The sequence below is a fragment of the Aeromonas simiae genome, assembly GCF_000820125.1.
Classification (GTDB): Bacteria; Pseudomonadota; Gammaproteobacteria; order Enterobacterales; family Aeromonadaceae; genus Aeromonas; species Aeromonas simiae.
In genome coordinates this window covers 37,398-53,108 of the sequence record NZ_CDBY01000049.1, presented here as the reverse complement: position 1 = coordinate 53,108, position 15,711 = coordinate 37,398, and the positions used below count along the sequence as shown (strand labels likewise).

The 15,711-nt window shown below is 61.8% G+C and carries 16 protein-coding genes; 10 read left to right on the top strand and 6 right to left on the bottom strand.

Annotated elements, in window-relative coordinates; genetic code table 11:
- Window positions 1–63 precede the first annotated feature (63 nt).
- From BN1134_RS08745 to BN1134_RS08720, 6 genes are all read right to left on the bottom strand, one after another.
- On the bottom strand, window positions 64–2,496 hold the full coding sequence (locus BN1134_RS08745) for a two-component system response regulator (protein WP_084214760.1): 2,433 nt from the start codon (window positions 2,494–2,496) through the stop codon (window positions 64–66).
- Between the two features lie 10 nt (window positions 2,497–2,506).
- The gene (locus tag BN1134_RS08740; protein WP_198133160.1) at window positions 2,507–3,949 is read right to left on the bottom strand and encodes a sensor histidine kinase; all 1,443 of its coding nucleotides are present in this window, start codon (window positions 3,947–3,949) and stop codon (window positions 2,507–2,509) included.
- A 70-nt stretch (window positions 3,950–4,019) separates the two neighbouring features.
- A complete protein-coding gene (locus BN1134_RS08735) occupies window positions 4,020–4,388 on the bottom strand; it encodes a hypothetical protein (RefSeq protein ID WP_042046646.1) in 369 nt (122 codons plus the stop codon).
- Window positions 4,385–5,029: a molecular chaperone TorD gene (gene torD, locus BN1134_RS08730; protein ID WP_042046645.1), complete on the bottom strand. Its 645-nt coding sequence runs from the start codon at window positions 5,027–5,029 to the stop codon at window positions 4,385–4,387. The genes BN1134_RS08735 and torD overlap by 4 nt, the downstream gene beginning before the upstream one ends.
- 79 nt (window positions 5,030–5,108) lie before the next feature.
- Window positions 5,109–5,516 carry a GFA family protein gene (locus tag BN1134_RS08725; RefSeq protein WP_042046644.1) on the bottom strand — a complete coding sequence of 136 codons (408 nt, stop codon included), beginning with the start codon at window positions 5,514–5,516 and terminating at the stop codon, window positions 5,109–5,111.
- A complete protein-coding gene (locus BN1134_RS08720; RefSeq protein ID WP_052449455.1) occupies window positions 5,513–6,064 on the bottom strand; it encodes a GNAT family N-acetyltransferase in 552 nt (183 codons plus the stop codon). The genes BN1134_RS08725 and BN1134_RS08720 overlap by 4 nt, the downstream gene beginning before the upstream one ends.
- A 116-nt stretch (window positions 6,065–6,180) precedes the next feature.
- Between BN1134_RS08720 and glyA the strand changes: the two genes are divergently transcribed.
- The 10 genes from glyA to BN1134_RS08670 all read left to right on the top strand — a co-directional run bounded on the left by glyA (window position 6,181) and on the right by BN1134_RS08670 (window position 15,693).
- Complete coding sequence (gene glyA / locus BN1134_RS08715; RefSeq protein WP_042046643.1) at window positions 6,181–7,434, top strand: serine hydroxymethyltransferase; 1,254 nt, start codon at window positions 6,181–6,183, stop codon at window positions 7,432–7,434.
- A 108-nt stretch (window positions 7,435–7,542) separates the two neighbouring features.
- Window positions 7,543–7,992: a transcriptional regulator NrdR gene (gene nrdR / locus BN1134_RS08710; protein ID WP_042046642.1), complete on the top strand. Its 450-nt coding sequence runs from the start codon at window positions 7,543–7,545 to the stop codon at window positions 7,990–7,992.
- A complete protein-coding gene (gene ribD, locus BN1134_RS08705; protein WP_042046640.1) occupies window positions 7,992–9,101 on the top strand; it encodes a bifunctional diaminohydroxyphosphoribosylaminopyrimidine deaminase/5-amino-6-(5-phosphoribosylamino)uracil reductase RibD in 1,110 nt (369 codons plus the stop codon). The genes nrdR and ribD overlap by 1 nt, the downstream gene beginning before the upstream one ends.
- 1 nt (window position 9,102) lies before the next feature.
- Window positions 9,103–9,750: a riboflavin synthase gene (locus BN1134_RS08700; protein ID WP_042046637.1), complete on the top strand. Its 648-nt coding sequence runs from the start codon at window positions 9,103–9,105 to the stop codon at window positions 9,748–9,750.
- A gap of 73 nt (window positions 9,751–9,823) precedes the next feature.
- A complete protein-coding gene (gene ribBA, locus BN1134_RS08695) occupies window positions 9,824–10,933 on the top strand; it encodes a bifunctional 3,4-dihydroxy-2-butanone-4-phosphate synthase/GTP cyclohydrolase II (RefSeq protein WP_042046634.1) in 1,110 nt (369 codons plus the stop codon).
- A 153-nt stretch (window positions 10,934–11,086) separates the two neighbouring features.
- Complete coding sequence (gene ribH, locus BN1134_RS08690; protein ID WP_042046633.1) at window positions 11,087–11,557, top strand: 6,7-dimethyl-8-ribityllumazine synthase; 471 nt, start codon at window positions 11,087–11,089, stop codon at window positions 11,555–11,557.
- A gap of 14 nt (window positions 11,558–11,571) precedes the next feature.
- Complete coding sequence (nusB, locus tag BN1134_RS08685; protein WP_042046632.1) at window positions 11,572–11,985, top strand: transcription antitermination factor NusB; 414 nt, start codon at window positions 11,572–11,574, stop codon at window positions 11,983–11,985.
- 54 nt (window positions 11,986–12,039) lie between these two features.
- Entirely contained in the window at window positions 12,040–12,999 is a 960-nt protein-coding gene (gene thiL / locus BN1134_RS08680; protein WP_042046630.1) for a thiamine-phosphate kinase, read from the top strand.
- A complete protein-coding gene (locus BN1134_RS08675) occupies window positions 12,996–13,478 on the top strand; it encodes a phosphatidylglycerophosphatase A family protein (protein ID WP_156991719.1) in 483 nt (160 codons plus the stop codon). The genes thiL and BN1134_RS08675 overlap by 4 nt, the downstream gene beginning before the upstream one ends.
- A 490-nt stretch (window positions 13,479–13,968) precedes the next feature.
- Window positions 13,969–15,693, top strand: coding sequence for a dipeptide ABC transporter ATP-binding protein (locus BN1134_RS08670; protein ID WP_042046627.1), 1,725 nt, complete (start codon window positions 13,969–13,971; stop codon window positions 15,691–15,693).
- Window positions 15,694–15,711 lie beyond the last annotated feature (18 nt).

Here is a 15,711-nt window from a genome sequence, read left to right as displayed (position 1 = left end):
TCCTTGGCGAATCGTCCTTTTAATAATTAGGTAACAACTTATACCTTGCGGCCACAGGGACAATTAGACTTTTGGATAGACCGGTGAGCCATGCATTCGCCTATCCCATTGATCTGTCATGTTTACTGCGGGCTGTGGTTTGCTGAAAAGGTAACCTTGGCCATCTTCACACCCCAGCTGTTGCAAGAAATGATACTGCTCCTCCTGCTCTATCCCCTCCGCAGTAACAGTGAGATCCAGATTGTGCGCCAGTGTGAGAATGGTGCGGCACAGTTCGCAGCTGTGACGATCATGGGGAAGTGGTTGCACGAATGAGCGGTCTATCTTGATGCGATCGATGGGCAGGGACTTAAGCAGACTGAGCGAGGAAAAGCCGGTGCCAAAGTCGTCGATGGCGATCATCACGCCGAGCTGTTTGAGGCGACTGAACAGGGTCAGGCTCTGATCCACTTGCTGCATGATGCTCTCTGTGACTTCCAGCTCCAGACGCTCGGGGGGAAACCCCGTCTCATCGAGAATGCTCTGCAATTGCTCTATGTAGTCACTGGCGCGTAGTTCACGCACCGACACGTTGACGGCCAGCCGGGTCAGTGGAAACCCGGCTTGTAGCCAGTGTTGCCCCTGTTGGCAGGCTGTGCGCATCACCCAGCGCCCTAACCTGTCGATGAGGTCGCTCTCCTCTGCGATGGGGATGAATTTGTCCGGCGTCATCAGCCCTCGTTCGCCGTGGTGCCAGCGCAATAGCGCCTCGACGCCACACAGCTGGCCTGAATGCAGGGCGATGATGGGTTGGAAGAAGAGTTCCAGCTCCTGACGCTGAATGGCTTGCGAGAGACCCTGCTCGAGTTTGAGCTTATCGAGGCTGCGGCGGGCCATGTCGGGGGAGTAAAGCAGGCAGCGATTACGTCCCTGGCTCTTGGCTTCGTACATGGCGCTGTCGGCTGCTTGCAGCAGGGCCTCAGGGGTGGTGCCATCGTTGGGAAAGATGGAGATACCGATGCTCGCCGAGATGGTCACCGGATCTGAGCAGAGCATCAGCGGTAGGCGAATGGTGTTGAGGATCTTGTCGGAAAGTATCTCAAGCTCCTGAGGGTGGGTAAGGCGGGGCACCAGGATCAGGAACTCATCGCCGCCGAGGCGGGCCACGATATCGGTGCTGCGGATGATGCCTTGCAAGCGACATGCGAGCACTTTGAGCAGTTCATCCCCCGCGCTATGACCCAGGGTGTCGTTGATCAGCTTGAAGCCATCGAGGTCGAGAAACAGCAATCCCAGGCTGTGATGATTGATGCGGGCGGTCTGTAGCTCAATCCCCAGCCGCTCCTGAATGAGGTTGCGATTGCCAAGGCCGGTCAAGGCGTCGTGGTAGGCAAGATGGTTGAGCTGTGCCTCGACATGGCGCATGGCGCTGATGTCAGAAAACGCGATGACATAGTGGGTGGTCTTGCGTCCCTGCCCATACACGATACTGACGTGCTGCCAAGCCGTGAAGGGTTGACCATCACGGCGCAGGCAGCTCATCTCTCCGTGCCAGACCGGGTTCTTGCGTCCGAGCGAGTGCCAGGGATATTGGGAATCCCCCTGCCTGCGCGTCTGCATGAAGCGGTCGGGGGTTTGGCCGAGCACTTCATCGCGGGAGAAACCGGTGAGTCGGGTAAATGCTGGATTGACCGAGATGATCTGCTGCTGCTCATCCATGATGATGATCCCTTCTGCCGCCGTGTCGAACACCACATTGGCTTGCCGGAGCAACTCTTCACGTCGGCAGCGCTCGGTGACATCGAGAAAGACGCCGATCATCCCCCTGTGGCCATCTCCCAAGTCGCGGTAGTCGGCATAGAGATCGATCCAGGCCAGATCGCCCTGCGGCCGCAGGTAGCCGAGCGTCAGGTTGAAGGCGCAATTGCCACGCAGCGCCTTGCGCAGTTGCTGCTGTGAGGGCAGGAGCAGTAACCGGGTAAATTGCTCAATTCCCTGGCAGTGCCCGTCCGGGAACAACCGGACCAAAGGATCATTTCCGCTCAGATGCAGGATGTCGCGCTCCATGTCCCACTCCCACAGCCCCAGCGCTGCTGCCTGCATGGCCAGCCGCAAGCGCTGCTCCGTCTGGCGTAAATTCAGCTCGGTGCGGCGGCGGGCCAGTGCCATCTGCAAGGTGGCCTTAAGCTCGCGCAGGTCAAACGGCTTGAGCAGATAGCCATAAGGCAAGCTGGCCTCGGCCCGCTCCAGACTCTTCTCTTCGGCATAGGCGGTGAGAAAGATGACCGGCAACTGCCAGCGCTGGAAGATGGTGGACGCCGCCTCGGTGCCATCCATCTCGTCTTCCAGATTGATGTCCATGAGGATCATGTCCGGTTGCAGTGAGCCGGCCAACTGGATGGCGTCGCTCCCTCGTGAGGCCATGCCCACCACCTCGTAGCCGAGATGGGTCAGGCTGTTTTTCAGGTCGAGCGCCACGATGCGTTCATCCTCGACAATCATGATGCGTTGCTGCATGACGTAATTCCTAAGCAATGTGGGGAAGGGAGAGCAGGAAGTGGCAACCGCGTTCACACGGCTCGACACTCAGGTGCCCGCTGGCCTGTTCGGTCAGCAGCGGCAGCAGTTGGAAGCCGAGAGTCAGCGTCTCGCCGAGGTGTATGTCGCTGGGCAGCCCGATGCCATCGTCTCTGACCGTGATGAAACACCCATCCTCACAGGGGCTGAGGGTGATACAGATTGTGCCGCGCTGTTCATTGGGAAACGCGTGCTTGAAGGCGTTGGAGATGAGCTCGTTGACCAGCAGGCCACAGGGAACGGCCCGCTGTAGATCCAGGGTGATGGGGTGATCTGGTTGCTGGATATGCAGACGGATGCGGTCGCTGTGGGATTGGAAGGTCTCTGATTGCAACCGTGCCAGACGCTGAAGATAGAGGCCCAATTCCACCTGGGCATAGTCATTGCGTTCATAGAGCAATTGATGGATGAGGGCGATGGCCTTGACCCGCCCCTGGCTTTCGCTGAGCAGTTGGCTGGCTTCGGGGCTGGCGTGCCGGGTCTGCAAGTTGAGCAGGCTGGAGACCACTTGCAGGTTGTTCTTGACCCTGTGATGCACCTCGTTGAGGAGGGCGGTCTTCTCCTGGAGCGCCTTCTCCAACATGGCTTGGTCGGCTTTGCGCTTGGTCACATCCTGTATGGTGGCGAGCACATGCAGGCGATCGGCCGCTTGCAGCGGATTGAGGCCGATTTCGACGGGAAATTCGCTACCATCCTTGCGCCTGGCATAGAGCTCTTTGCGCCCCGCCATGTCACGCGCTTCGGGAGCGCGCAGAAAATGGCTGCGCCGCTCGAGATGGCCCCCCCGATAGCGCTCCGGCATCAGAAACTCGATGGGGTGCCCGATCATCTCTTCACGGCGATAACCGAACATGCGCTCCAAGCCGGCATTGACCAACACCAGCAGGCCGTTTTCATCGACCATGGCCAGCCCATCTGGGGCGGCCTCCACCACCTGGCGAAAGCGCTCTTCCGAGCTGTTAACCGCATCCCGATCGAGATGTTGTGCCGTGATGTCCTGCACTATGGCCAGTATGCCGTTGGGCTCGCCGCTCTCATTGAGCAGGGGAGAGTAAGTGGCCAGCCAGTGGCGGGAGCTGCCGCCATGGGCCGCGGTGTAACCGCTCAGTGGTAGCTCGACAAACTCTTCGCCCGTGGCGAGCACTTGCAGCAGCAGGGGCTCGATGGTGGGGGCCAGCGTGGGGATGACCTCCCTGATGTGACGCCCCCGGTGCGCTTCGATAGCACAGCCATTGATATCGGCCAGCTCCTGGTTGACCTCGCAATAGTGCAGCTGCTTATCGATGATCCCAATCCCCAGCGGGGCGACGGCAAACAGCTGCATAAGCAGTCTGTTGTCACTGAAACCATGGGTGAACAGGCTTTGCGGCTGGTTGAAGAGTCCCGGCGACATGGATGCCCCCTTCTGACAAGGTTGTCAAAGGAGTATGCGTCATCCCGCTGGATGTGCCAGATAGAGGAGATCAGCCCTTGGTTCGAAAACAGGCCTGGATAGAGCGTGACAGTACCAGCATGCACAAGAGCAGAAAGGGGAGTGCCGACAGCCAATGCAGCAGGGGAGAGCCGGTAAGCTGGCTCTTGTCGGCCAGCTCCAGCCAGGCTGAGAACAGGACAAACATGCCCATGCTCTGAAAACGCCGCCTCAGCACCACCTCGACACCGAGATTAGCCAGATAAAGGGTCAGCAGCATACCGGCCAGGGCCGCCAACTGGCCGGTGCCATAGAGTTCCCGATCCGTATCCAGCAGGAGCATGCCGAGAACGCGCCACCCCTGCTCGGTGGGTTGCAGGATCAGCAACCAACTGGCGATGAGCAGCCAGGCCGTCTTCACTGCGCCGGCTGAACCAGCGTGAGGTAGTTGGCATCCATGGTCAGGAATACGCCGAGCAGGCGGGCACAGGCGCCGTAGAAACCAAATTCATCCTGGCTGCGGCAGCGGGCCTCAAAGTCGGGGTACCAGACGAGCAGGTGCTCGTGCAGCAGTGAGGCTTGCTCATCCAGCCACTGGGTACGCTCTTCGGCGCTCTGGGCCTCGGCGGCGCGAATGATGAGGCTCCCCATCAGATCCAGCTCGACCGAGAGGTGATCGAAGGGAGGCTCATATTTGTCGTCGACGGCGATGGCAAGACGCTCGAGACGCTCCTGCATCCGAGTCGCACTGTGAGCCGCGTAATGGTAGGTGGATTCAAAAGGCGGCACGCGCGCCGCACTGCTGCGGCTAAACAACGCGGTGAACTCTTGTGCCAGCGCTTCCTGCCGAGTCGGGCGAACCAGCAGACGGGCGATGGCGTCATTGAGCTCGGCAACGGCCTCACGCATGGGGTCCAGGGTCGAGAGGCTCTTGAGGAAACTGCGCACGTCATAGCTGTCGTATTCGGCAATCTCTTCATCGCACAGCGGGTGTGCAAACAGAGTGGCAAACCACCAGTAGAGCTCGGCGCGGCGTTCGCTGGTGGCCATAAATTCCTGCATTCATTCCTCCGTAGACGGCAATCGAGGCGTATTGAGCCCGATTTTAACGGCTTTGCTGATAAAGGCTACCCTTGCAGGCTCACTCCTCGCCGGGACGTGTCGTGAAGCGGGGCAGCGTGTCACTGATCTCGTGCCAGGGCGCCTTGGAGCCGACGAAGATGTGGAAGGTCGGTGTCTGACTCGGAGGGGTGTCGAGCACCCCAAGGCGCAGGTTGAGTTTATTGCTCGAGCGTTTGAGGCTGTAGAGGCTGGCGCCGCAGTGACGGCAGAAGGCGAGACGGGTTTCGGCGGATTTTTCATACAGGGCGATGGCCTCGGCGCCGCGTACTGTGGTGACCAGGGCGGCATCGAGACCACCGACGCTGGAGAAGGCGGCCCCGGTAAATTTGCGGCACTCACTGCAATGGCAGTGGCCGACATAGTCGAAACGATCGGGCAGACGCAGTTGGACGGCGCCGCACAGACAGCTGGCGGTGAGCTCGGTCATAAAGCCTCCTGGTTGGGACGGGGAAAAAGATCATGGCGCATCAGCTGGCCACGGGCATCTGGAGTGCCGACAGGTTGCCAGCCGAGACGGCGATAGAAATTGACCGCCCGGGTATTGCCGGGGCCAACCCGCAGCCCCGCTCGGTGGCTGCCGGCAGCGCGGATGCGCGCCAGCGCCTGGTCGTGCAGCCACAGCCCGGCCCCGCGACCGCGCCACGGCTCGCACAGATAAAGGAGGTAGAGATAGCCCTCCTGCGCGCCGTCCGGGCGAACCAAGGCAGGGCTCAGCTCGAGCTGACCGATGATCTCCTCCTGATGCCAGAGGTGATACAGGCGTCCGAGCTCGTGCAATCGGGCAAGCCAGGCCAGGGTGTCCTGCTCATCGAAGGTATCGAGCTGGCCGAAGCTGATGCGCCAGGCATCACGGCGAAAGGGGAGGGCGTGGCTCAGGTGATGGCTTGGATGGGCGGGAAGCAATCGATACATGGTGGCGGGCAGGGAGGTGATGGCGGAATGCCCATCGTATACCCCTTCTTTAATGCGACGCAATTTACAAGTTATAAACATTTTTTTAAGTGGTCGGGCTGTCGCTTTGATCCCTGTCACGTTACAATACCTCGCCTTGATTACACCCCACGCGCAAACGATTTTCAGGAGATAAACGGATGTTGAAACGTGACATGACCATCGCCGGCTATGATCCCGAGCTGTGGCAGGCCATCACAGACGAAACCCGTCGTCAGGAAGAGCATATCGAGCTGATCGCGTCTGAGAACTACACCAGCCCCCGTGTCATGGAGGCTCAGGGCTCCCAGCTGACCAACAAGTATGCTGAAGGCTACCCGGCCAAGCGTTACTACGGTGGTTGCGAGTATGTCGACGTGGTCGAAACCCTGGCAATCGAGCGCGCCAAAGAGCTGTTCGGTGCCACCTACGCCAACGTGCAGCCGCACTCTGGCTCCCAGGCTAACAGCGCCGTCTACATGGCCCTGCTGCAACCGGGCGATACCGTGCTCGGCATGAACCTGGCCCACGGCGGTCACCTGACCCACGGCTCTCCGGTCAACTTCTCCGGCAAGCTCTACAACATCATCCCCTACGGCATCGATGAGTCCGGCAAGATCGACTACGACGAGATGGAGCGCCTGGCCGTCGAGCACAAGCCGAAGATGATGATCGGTGGCTTCTCCGCCTACTCCGGCGTGGTCGACTGGGCTCGCATGCGTGAAATCGCCGACAAGATCGGTGCCTGGCTGTTTGTCGACATGGCCCACGTGGCCGGTCTGGTGGCCGCCGGTGTCTATCCGAACCCGGTGCCGCACGCCCACGTCGTCACCTCCACCACCCACAAGACCCTGGCCGGTCCGCGCGGTGGTCTGATCCTCTCTGCTGCCGACGACGAAGAGCTCTACAAGAAGCTCAACTCCGCCGTCTTCCCGGGTGGTCAGGGTGGCCCGCTGATGCACGTCATCGCCGGCAAGGCCGTCGCCTTCAAAGAAGCGCTGGAGCCCGAGTTCAAGACCTACCAGGCCCAGGTAGTGAAGAACGCCAAGATCATGGCCGCCACCTTCATCGAGCGCGGTTACAAGATCGTCTCCGGTGGCACCGACAACCACCTGATGCTGGTGGATCTGATCGGCCGCGAGCTGACCGGTAAGGACGCCGATGCTGCACTCGGCAAGGCCAACATCACCGTCAACAAGAACTCGGTGCCGAACGACCCGCGCTCCCCGTTCGTGACCTCCGGTGTGCGGATCGGTACTCCGGCCATCACCCGCCGTGGCTTCAAGGAAGCCGAGTCTCAGCAGCTGGCCCACTGGATCTGCGACGTGCTGGATAACCACGACAACGACGAAGTGCTGGCCACCGTGCGCGAGAAGGTGCTGGATATCTGCCGCCGTCTGCCGGTTTATGCCTGATAAGACGCGAGTCTGACCAATGCCGCCTTCGGGCGGCATTGTTTTTTCTGGATTTTCTTACCCGTGCTACACTGGCGCTCATTTCGTGAGACAAGCAGCGGAGGCACCATGCATTGCCCCTTTTGTAGTGCCGTCGATACCAAGGTGATCGACTCGAGGCTGGTGGCTGACGGGCATCAGGTCCGTCGTCGGCGCGAGTGCCTGCAGTGTCGCGAGCGCTTCACCACCTTCGAGATGGCCGAGCTGGTGATGCCGCGGGTCATCAAGAGCAACGGCTCGCGCGAGCCGTTCAATGAGGACAAGCTGCGCGCCGGTATTCTGCGCGCGCTGGAGAAGCGGCCGGTCAGCATGGAGGCCATCGAGCAGGGGATCAACCGCATCAAGTCGGCCCTGCGCGCCACCGGCGAGCGCGAGGTGCCGAGCAAGCAGGTCGGTAACCTGGTGATGGAGGAGCTCAAGGCCCTCGACAAGGTGGCCTACATCCGCTTCGCCTCCGTTTACCGCAGTTTTGAAGACATTCGTGAGTTCGGCGAAGAGATCGCCAAGCTGGAGATGTGATGTTTAGCCAAGACGATCATCGCTGGATGAGCCGCGCCCTCGAACTGGCGCGGCGCGGCGTCTATACCACGGCCCCCAATCCCTGCGTCGGCTGTGTGCTGGTGCGTGATGGCGAGGTGGTGGGCGAGGGGTATCATCAGCGTGCCGGTGAACCCCATGCCGAGGTGCACGCCCTGCGCGCAGCGGGCGAGCAGGCCCGTGGCGCCACCGCCTACGTGACCTTAGAGCCCTGCTCCCACCATGGCCGCACCCCGCCGTGCGCCAACGCCCTGATTGAGGCCGGTGTCGCCCGGGTGGTAGCCGCCATGGTCGACCCCAATCCCCAGGTGGGCGGGCGCGGCCTGCGTCTGCTCTCCGAGGCCGGTATCGAGACGGCTCACGGCCTGCTGGCGGCTGAGGCCGAGGCGCTCAATCCGGGCTTTTTCAAGCGCATGCGTACTGGGTTCCCGCGCGTCACCCTTAAATTAGGGGCGAGCCTGGACGGACGTACCGCCATGGCGAGCGGCGAGAGCCAGTGGATCACCTCCCCCGAGGCGCGCCGCGATGTGCAGCGCCTGCGCGCCCGCCACGATGCGGTGCTCTCCACCGCCACCACAGTGCTGGCCGACGATGCCTCGCTCACCGTGCGCTGGGACGAGCTGCCCGAAGGGGTCAAGGCCGCCTACCCGCGGGAGCGTCTGCGCCAACCCAAGCGCATCGTCATCGACTCGAAAAACCGCCTCACCCCGGCCCAATCCCTGTTTGCCCGTGAGGGCGAGGTGTGGCTGGCGCGTCACACCGCGCAAGGGCAGTGGCCTGCGTCGGTCAACGAGCTGCTGGTGCCGCGTCTGGGGGAGGGGCTCGATCTGGTGAGCCTCTTCATGCTGCTGGCCAAGCAGAACATCAATTCGGTACTGGTGGAGGCGGGGGCGTCGCTCGCCGGTGCCCTCATCAGCGCGGGGCTGGTCGACGAGCTGGTGCTCTATCAGGCGCCAATTCTGATGGGCGATGCTGGCCGTGGCCTGTGCCATCTGCCGGGGCTGGAGAAGCTTGCGCGCGCCCCCAAACTCGAGCTGAGCGACGTTCGTCGCGTCGGCCCGGATATCCGTATCACAGCCAAGGTAGTCTGACATGTTTACCGGCATCATCGAGGCGGTCGGCACCCTGACCGCCATGCAGCGGCAGGGGGATGACATGACCCTCACCGTACACGCCCCCGGGCTCGACTTCTCCGACGTCAAGCTCGGCGACTCCATCGCCACCAATGGGGTGTGCCTGACCGTGGTCAGCCTTGGCGATCACAGCTACAGCGCCGATCTGTCGCTCGAAACGCTCTCGCGCACCCGCTTTGCCGAGGCGAAAGTGGGTGACACCGTCAACCTGGAGAAGGCCCTGCTGCCCACCACTCGCCTGGGCGGCCATCTGGTCTCGGGCCATGTGGACGGCATCGGCGTGGTCAAGAGCAAGAGCAGCAGCGGTCGCGCCATCGAGTACTGGATTGCGGCGCCGGAAGCGCTGGCCCGTTACATCACCGAGAAGGGGTCGATTGCCGTCGATGGCATCAGCCTCACGGTCAACGGTGTGAAGGGGCGTGAGTTTCGCCTCACCATAGTGCCGCACACGGCCCTTGAGACCACCATAGCCCAGTGGAAGCCGGGTACCCGGGTCAACCTGGAGGTGGATCAGATTGCCCGCTATCTGGAGCGGCTGATGCAGGGGCGCGCCGAGAGCGGCTCGACCCTGACCCTGGAGAAGCTGGCCCAATCCGGCTTTTTGTGATCGCAGTAGCATTGAAACGGCCCGGTTTGCCCTCATCTTGACCGGGTACCCTAGACGACTTCTGGAGAAGCACATGGCACTGAGCAGCACCGCCGATATCATCGCCGACATCAAGGCCGGCAAGATGGTGATCCTGATGGATGACGAGGACAGAGAGAATGAGGGGGACCTCATCATGGCCGCCTCCTGCGTGCGCCCCGAAGACATCAACTTCATGGCGCGCTATGGACGGGGCCTCATCTGCCTGACCCTGACCCGGGATCGCTGCAAGCAGCTGGCGCTGCCGCTGATGGTCGATCGCAACAACGCCCAGTTCTCCACCGCCTTCACCGTCTCCATCGAGGCGGCCGAGGGGGTGACCACAGGGATTTCCGCTGCCGACCGCGCCGTGACCGTGCAGGCGGCCGTCGCGCCGGATGCCAAGGCGGCCGATCTGGTGCAGCCGGGCCACATCTTTCCGCTGATGGCCCAAGATGGCGGCGTGCTGACCCGTGCCGGCCACACCGAGGCCGGTTGCGATCTGGCCCGTCTGGCGGGCTTTGAGCCGGCTGCGGTGATCGTTGAGATCCTCAACGAGGACGGCACCATGGCCCGCCGCCCGGATCTCGAGAAGTTCGCCGCCGAGCACGACATCAAGCTCGGCACCATTGCCGATCTCATCGAGTACCGCAACCAGCACGAGACCACGGTCGAGCAGGTGGCCGCCTGCAAACTGCCGACCGAGTTTGGCGAGTTCGACCTCATCACCTTCCGCGACACAGTCGACAATCAGGTGCATTTTGCCCTGAAAAAGGGCGAGGTGCTGGCCGAGCAGCCGACCCTGGTACGGGTGCACCTGCACGACGTATTAAGCGATCTGCTGCTGACCGACCGCCACGCGGCGCGCAGCTGGCCGCTGGCCAAGTCGATGCAGCGCATCGCCCGTGAGGGCGGGGTGCTGGTGATCCTTGGCGCTGAGGCCAGCGGTCAGGACATCCTCAACCGGGTGCGCCAGTTCGAGGCGGTGGACAAGGGCGAGCAGCCCGAAGGGGCCAAGTGGCAGGGCACCTCGCGCCGGGTCGGTGTGGGCTCGCAGATCCTCAAGGCGCTCGGTGTGCGCCAGATGCGCCTGCTGAGCAACCCGAAGAAGTATCACGCCCTCGGTGGTTTCGGCCTCGAGGTGGTGGAGTACGTCGGCGAATAACCGATCTCACCACGCTTGAAAAGGGATGGGCTAGCCCATCCCTTTTTACGTTTCACGGGTGCCGGGACGAGCCCCTTATAGCGGTTTTTGTCCCCCACCCTTTGTGCTAGACTGTGCCCACTTTTGACTAGGCCCGTTTGACAGGATTGCCCCATGAAGGTTATCGAAGGGAACATTGCCGCCCCCGAGGCGCGCGTCGCTATTGTCGTTGCCCGTTTCAACAGCTTCATCAATGAGAGCTTGGTGGAGGGCGCCCTGGACGTGCTCAAGCGTCAGGGGCAGATTGCCGACGACAACATCACCCTGGTGAAGGTACCGGGAGCAGTCGAAATTCCGCTGGCGGTCAAGAAGCTGGCCAAGAGCGGCCAGTACAATGCCATCGTGGCACTGGGCACCGTGATCCGGGGTGGCACCTACCACTTCGAACTGGTGGCGAGCGAGAATGGCAAGGGTCTGGCCCAGGTGATGATGGAGTTCGAAATTCCCGTCGCCTTCGGCGTGCTGACCACTGAGAACATCGAACAAGCTATCGAGCGCGCCGGTACCAAGGCGGGTAACAAGGGTGCAGAGGCTGCACTGAGCGCACTCGAGATGATCAACGTCCTGAAGCAACTGGGCGTGTAACGAGGAGAGAAAGATTGAAACCGTCTGAGCGCCGCAAGGCCCGCCACTTCGCCACCCAGGCCATCTACCAGTGGCAGATGACCAAAGACAACGTGGGTGATATCGAAGAGCAGTTCAAGATCGAGCAGGACACCAAGGGTGTGGATCTCGCCTACTTCCGCGATCTGCTGTTCGGCGTGTCGCTGCACTGCAACGATCTGGACAAGGTCTTCTCCCCCTTCCTCTCCCGCCCGCTGGAAGAGGTCGATCTGGTGGACAAGGCGATCCTGCGTCTGGCCACCTATGAGCTGACCCGCCGCAACGATGTGCCGCCGCGGGTGGTCATCAACGAGGCGATCGAGCTGGCCAAGTCGTTCGCCGCCGAAGACAGCCACAAGTTCGTCAACGGTGTGCTGGACAAGGTGATCAAGTCCCTGGGCAAGCAGTAACTGCGGCCCGATACAGAATAAGAGAGGAGCCAGCGCAAGCTGGCTTTTTACTGCATGGGTGAATTCGAGCTGATCGACAAGTACTTCAAGGTGGCCACGCAGCGCAAGGACGTGGATCTGGGGCCGGGGGACGACTGTGCCCTGCTCAGCGTCCCTCCCGAGACGCAGTTGGCCGTGAGCACCGATACCCTGGTGAGCGGGGTGCACTTCCTGCCGGACATGGATCCGGTGAGCCTCGGTTACAAGGCGCTGGCGGTGAACCTCTCCGATCTCGCCGCCATGGGGGCCGAGCCGCGCTGGGTCTCGCTGGCGCTGACCCTGCCGGCCATCGACGAGCGCTGGGTCGCCGGGTTTGCCGAAGGGTTTCTGGAGCTGGCCGAGTATTACAACGTGGCGCTGGTGGGCGGCGACATGACCCGTGGGCCGCTCTCCATCACGGTGTCGGTCAAGGGGACGGTGCCGACCGGGCGCGCCCTGCTGCGTAGCGGTGCCAAGGCTGGTGACGGCATCTATGTCACCGGCACCCTGGGCGATGCCGCGCTGGCCCTCTCGCACCTGCTGGGCCGGCGCACCCTCAACGAGAACCAGCTGGCGGCGGTGCTGCCGCGCCTTGAGCATCCCCATCCGCGTATCCTGGCCGGACAAGCCCTGCGCGGTATCGCGGGGGCGGCGCTCGATCTCTCGGACGGGCTGGCCTCGGATCTGGGCCACGTGCTGCGCGCCTCGGGCGTGCGGGCCCTGATCAACCTCGACAAGCTGCCCCTCTCGCCGGTACTGCACGATGCGGTGAGCCGCGAGGAGGCGTGGCAGTTGGCGCTGGCCGGTGGCGACGACTATGAGCTGCTGTTCACCGTGCCCGAAGAGCACCGCGGCGTGCTCGACACGGCGCTGGCCCACAGCGGGGTTAAGTTCACCCGCATCGGCCGCATTCTGGCCGGCGAGCCGGGTATCGAGTGGCAAGATGGCGAGCAGCCGGTGGCGCTCGCGCTCAAGGGATGGGATCACTTCGCATGATAAAGCCTGAGTTGAAGCGACTGGATTTGCGCAATCCGCTGTATCTGCTGGCGGTGGGGTTTGGCTCGGGGCTTTCCCCCAAGGCACCCGGCACCATGGGGACGCTGGCGGCGATCCCGCTCTATCTGCTGGTGAGCGGCCTGCCCACCCCCTGGTTCATTGCCCTGCTGGCGCTGGGGTTTGTGGCCGGCATTCGCATCTGCCAGGCGGCTACCGACGCCATCGGCATGCCGGATCACGGGGCCATCGTCTGGGACGAGATCATCGGGTTTGGCGTCACCATGATAGCGGCGCCGGCAGGCTGGCTCTGGGTCGCCATCGGATTTGCGCTGTTTCGCCTGTTCGATGTGCTCAAGCCCTGGCCCATCTCCTGGTTTGATCGCCGCATTCACGGCGGGCTTGGCATCATGCTCGATGATCTGATCGCCGGCTTGTTTGCCCTGCTGGGGATGCAGCTGCTGGCATTCTGGCTCGCCTGAGTCAGGCTCAGTCGAAAAGGGGGCGCCAAAAGCGCCCCCTATTTTTTGCTGTTGTGAAATACTCGGGCCGCAGATCGCGCTGAAAAAGACAATGTGTGAATAAACATTCACTGGTACACCGGGTGATATGCGTGATGAAAAAACAGTGCAGCCTGCTGCATGGGAAGTGTATGCATAATGCATATACAAAAAAGTGGTTTGCAAATAGTGTTTGTATCTGCCATTTAATTTGTTAGCGGTATTATTTTCTGATGATGTGGGTAAATATCCGCTTTCTTGCAATGAAATTGTATAAATCCAGCATTTACAGGAAGCAGCAAACAGTTTAGGTTACAAGCGGGTTATACCAAAAAAATGTAAAAAACCCGCGCGGAACGCTGGTTTGCCTGTCTCACGGAGTGAGCCTGCCGAGGCTCGAGACTATCCCGGCACCTGCGGTCTGTTTACGGATGAATTTTGTTTGGGACGGATGTCCCCCGCAGAGGTAAACATGTCCTTGCTCGAAGTGAAGAACTTGCGGATCGAGTACCCCTCCCGCTATGGGGTGCACGCCGCGGTGAAGGATTTCTCTTTCTCCATCGAAAAGGGGGAGATTGTCGGTGTGGTCGGTGAATCCGGCGCCGGCAAGTCCACCATCGGCAATGCCGTTATCGATCTCCTGAGTCCCCCGGGCCGCATCGCCCGCGGCGACATCTATCTCAACGGCGAGCTCATCTCGGGGCGCAGCCAGCGCGAGATGCGCGCCATTCGCGGCTCGCGCATCGGCTTCATCTTCCAGGATCCGATGACCTCGCTAAACCCCCTGTTCACGGTGGAGCAGCAGCTGGTCGAGACCATCCTCGCCAACACCGAGCTGACCCAGAAACAGGCTTTTGACAAGGCACTCGGGCTGATGCAGGCGGTGGGCATTCCCAAACCGGAGCTGCGCATCAAGCAGTACCCGCACCAGTTCTCCGGCGGCATGCGCCAGCGGGTGGTGATCGCCATCGCCCTCTCCTGTGACCCCGAACTCATCATCGCCGACGAGCCGACCACGGCGCTGGACGTCTCCATCCAGGATCAGATCCTCCAGCTCATCCGCACCCTGTGCAAGGAGCGCCAGGTGGGCTGCATGCTGGTGACCCACGACATGGGGGTGGTGGCCAATGTCACCGACAAGGTGGCGGTCATGTATCGCGGCGATCTGGTGGAGTTCGGTCAGACCGAGCAGGTGCTCGGCGCTCCCACCCACCCCTACACCCGCAGCCTCATCTCGGCGGTGCCGCGCTCCGATGTCAAGCTGGTGCGCTTCCCGCTGGTCTCTTATATCGAAGACGCAGGGGCGCCCGACACCAGCATCGATCTCAAGACCCACTGGCTCGGTCAGAGCCAGGATCAGCGCGCCTATGAAGGGGCGCTGCTGCGGGTCGAGCACGTCGATCTCAAGTTCGTCACCAAGGATTCGCTGTTTCCGAGCCGGCGCGAGTATGTGCAGGCGTGCAGCGACATCAGCTTCGAGATCTTCGAAGGCGAGACTTTCGGCCTGGTGGGGGAGTCGGGCTCCGGCAAGTCGACCATCGCCCGCGCCATCACCGGCCTCTATCCGCCCGATGCGGGCAAGATAGTGTTCGAGGGGATCGATCTCACCGCCCTCAAGGGGGAGCATGAGCGCCGCCCGCTGCGCCGCCAGATGCAGATGGTGTTCCAGAACCCCTACTCATCGATGAACCCGCGCATGAAGGTGCGCGACATCATCGCCGAGCCGATCCGCTTCCATCGTCTGGCCGAGAGCGAGCGCCAGATTGAACAGATAGTGGGGGATCTCCTCGATCACGTGGGCCTTGGCCGTGGCGCCGGGGTCAAGTATCCCCACGAGTTTTCCGGCGGCCAGCGCCAGCGCATCTCGATCGCCCGCGCCCTGGCCACCCGCCCGCGTTTTCTCATCTGCGACGAGCCCACCTCGGCGCTGGATGTGTCGGTGCAGGCCCAGATCCTCAACCTGCTCAAGGATCTGCAAAAGGAGCTGGGGCTCACCATGCTGTTCATCAGCCACGATCTGCCGGTCATCCGCCAGATGTGCGACCGCATCGGGGTGATGCAGCACGGTCATCTGGTCGAGGTGGCCGAGACCGAGACCCTGTTTACCAACGCCGCCCATGAGTACAGCCGCAAGCTGATCTCGCTCATGCCGGAATTTAAGGGAATGTCCCGCGAGGGGCTGGAAATCGCAAGCTAATACAAAGAGATAAGCATG

Coding starts and splice junctions, on each gene's coding strand:
- BN1134_RS08745 (WP_084214760.1), bottom strand. CDS start 2,496: ATGCAGCAACGCATCATGATTGTCGAGGATGAACGCATCGTGGCGCTC.
- BN1134_RS08740 (WP_198133160.1), bottom strand. CDS start 3,949: ATGTCGCCGGGACTCTTCAACCAGCCGCAAAGCCTGTTCACCCATGGT.
- torD (WP_042046645.1), bottom strand. CDS start 5,029: ATGCAGGAATTTATGGCCACCAGCGAACGCCGCGCCGAGCTCTACTGG.
- BN1134_RS08725 (WP_042046644.1), bottom strand. CDS start 5,516: ATGACCGAGCTCACCGCCAGCTGTCTGTGCGGCGCCGTCCAACTGCGT.
- glyA (WP_042046643.1), top strand. CDS start 6,181: ATGTTGAAACGTGACATGACCATCGCCGGCTATGATCCCGAGCTGTGG.
- nrdR (WP_042046642.1), top strand. CDS start 7,543: ATGCATTGCCCCTTTTGTAGTGCCGTCGATACCAAGGTGATCGACTCG.
- ribD (WP_042046640.1), top strand. CDS start 7,992: ATGTTTAGCCAAGACGATCATCGCTGGATGAGCCGCGCCCTCGAACTG.
- BN1134_RS08700 (WP_042046637.1), top strand. CDS start 9,103: ATGTTTACCGGCATCATCGAGGCGGTCGGCACCCTGACCGCCATGCAG.
- ribBA (WP_042046634.1), top strand. CDS start 9,824: ATGGCACTGAGCAGCACCGCCGATATCATCGCCGACATCAAGGCCGGC.
- ribH (WP_042046633.1), top strand. CDS start 11,087: ATGAAGGTTATCGAAGGGAACATTGCCGCCCCCGAGGCGCGCGTCGCT.
- thiL (WP_042046630.1), top strand. CDS start 12,040: ATGGGTGAATTCGAGCTGATCGACAAGTACTTCAAGGTGGCCACGCAG.
- BN1134_RS08675 (WP_156991719.1), top strand. CDS start 12,996: ATGATAAAGCCTGAGTTGAAGCGACTGGATTTGCGCAATCCGCTGTAT.
- BN1134_RS08670 (WP_042046627.1), top strand. CDS start 13,969: ATGTCCTTGCTCGAAGTGAAGAACTTGCGGATCGAGTACCCCTCCCGC.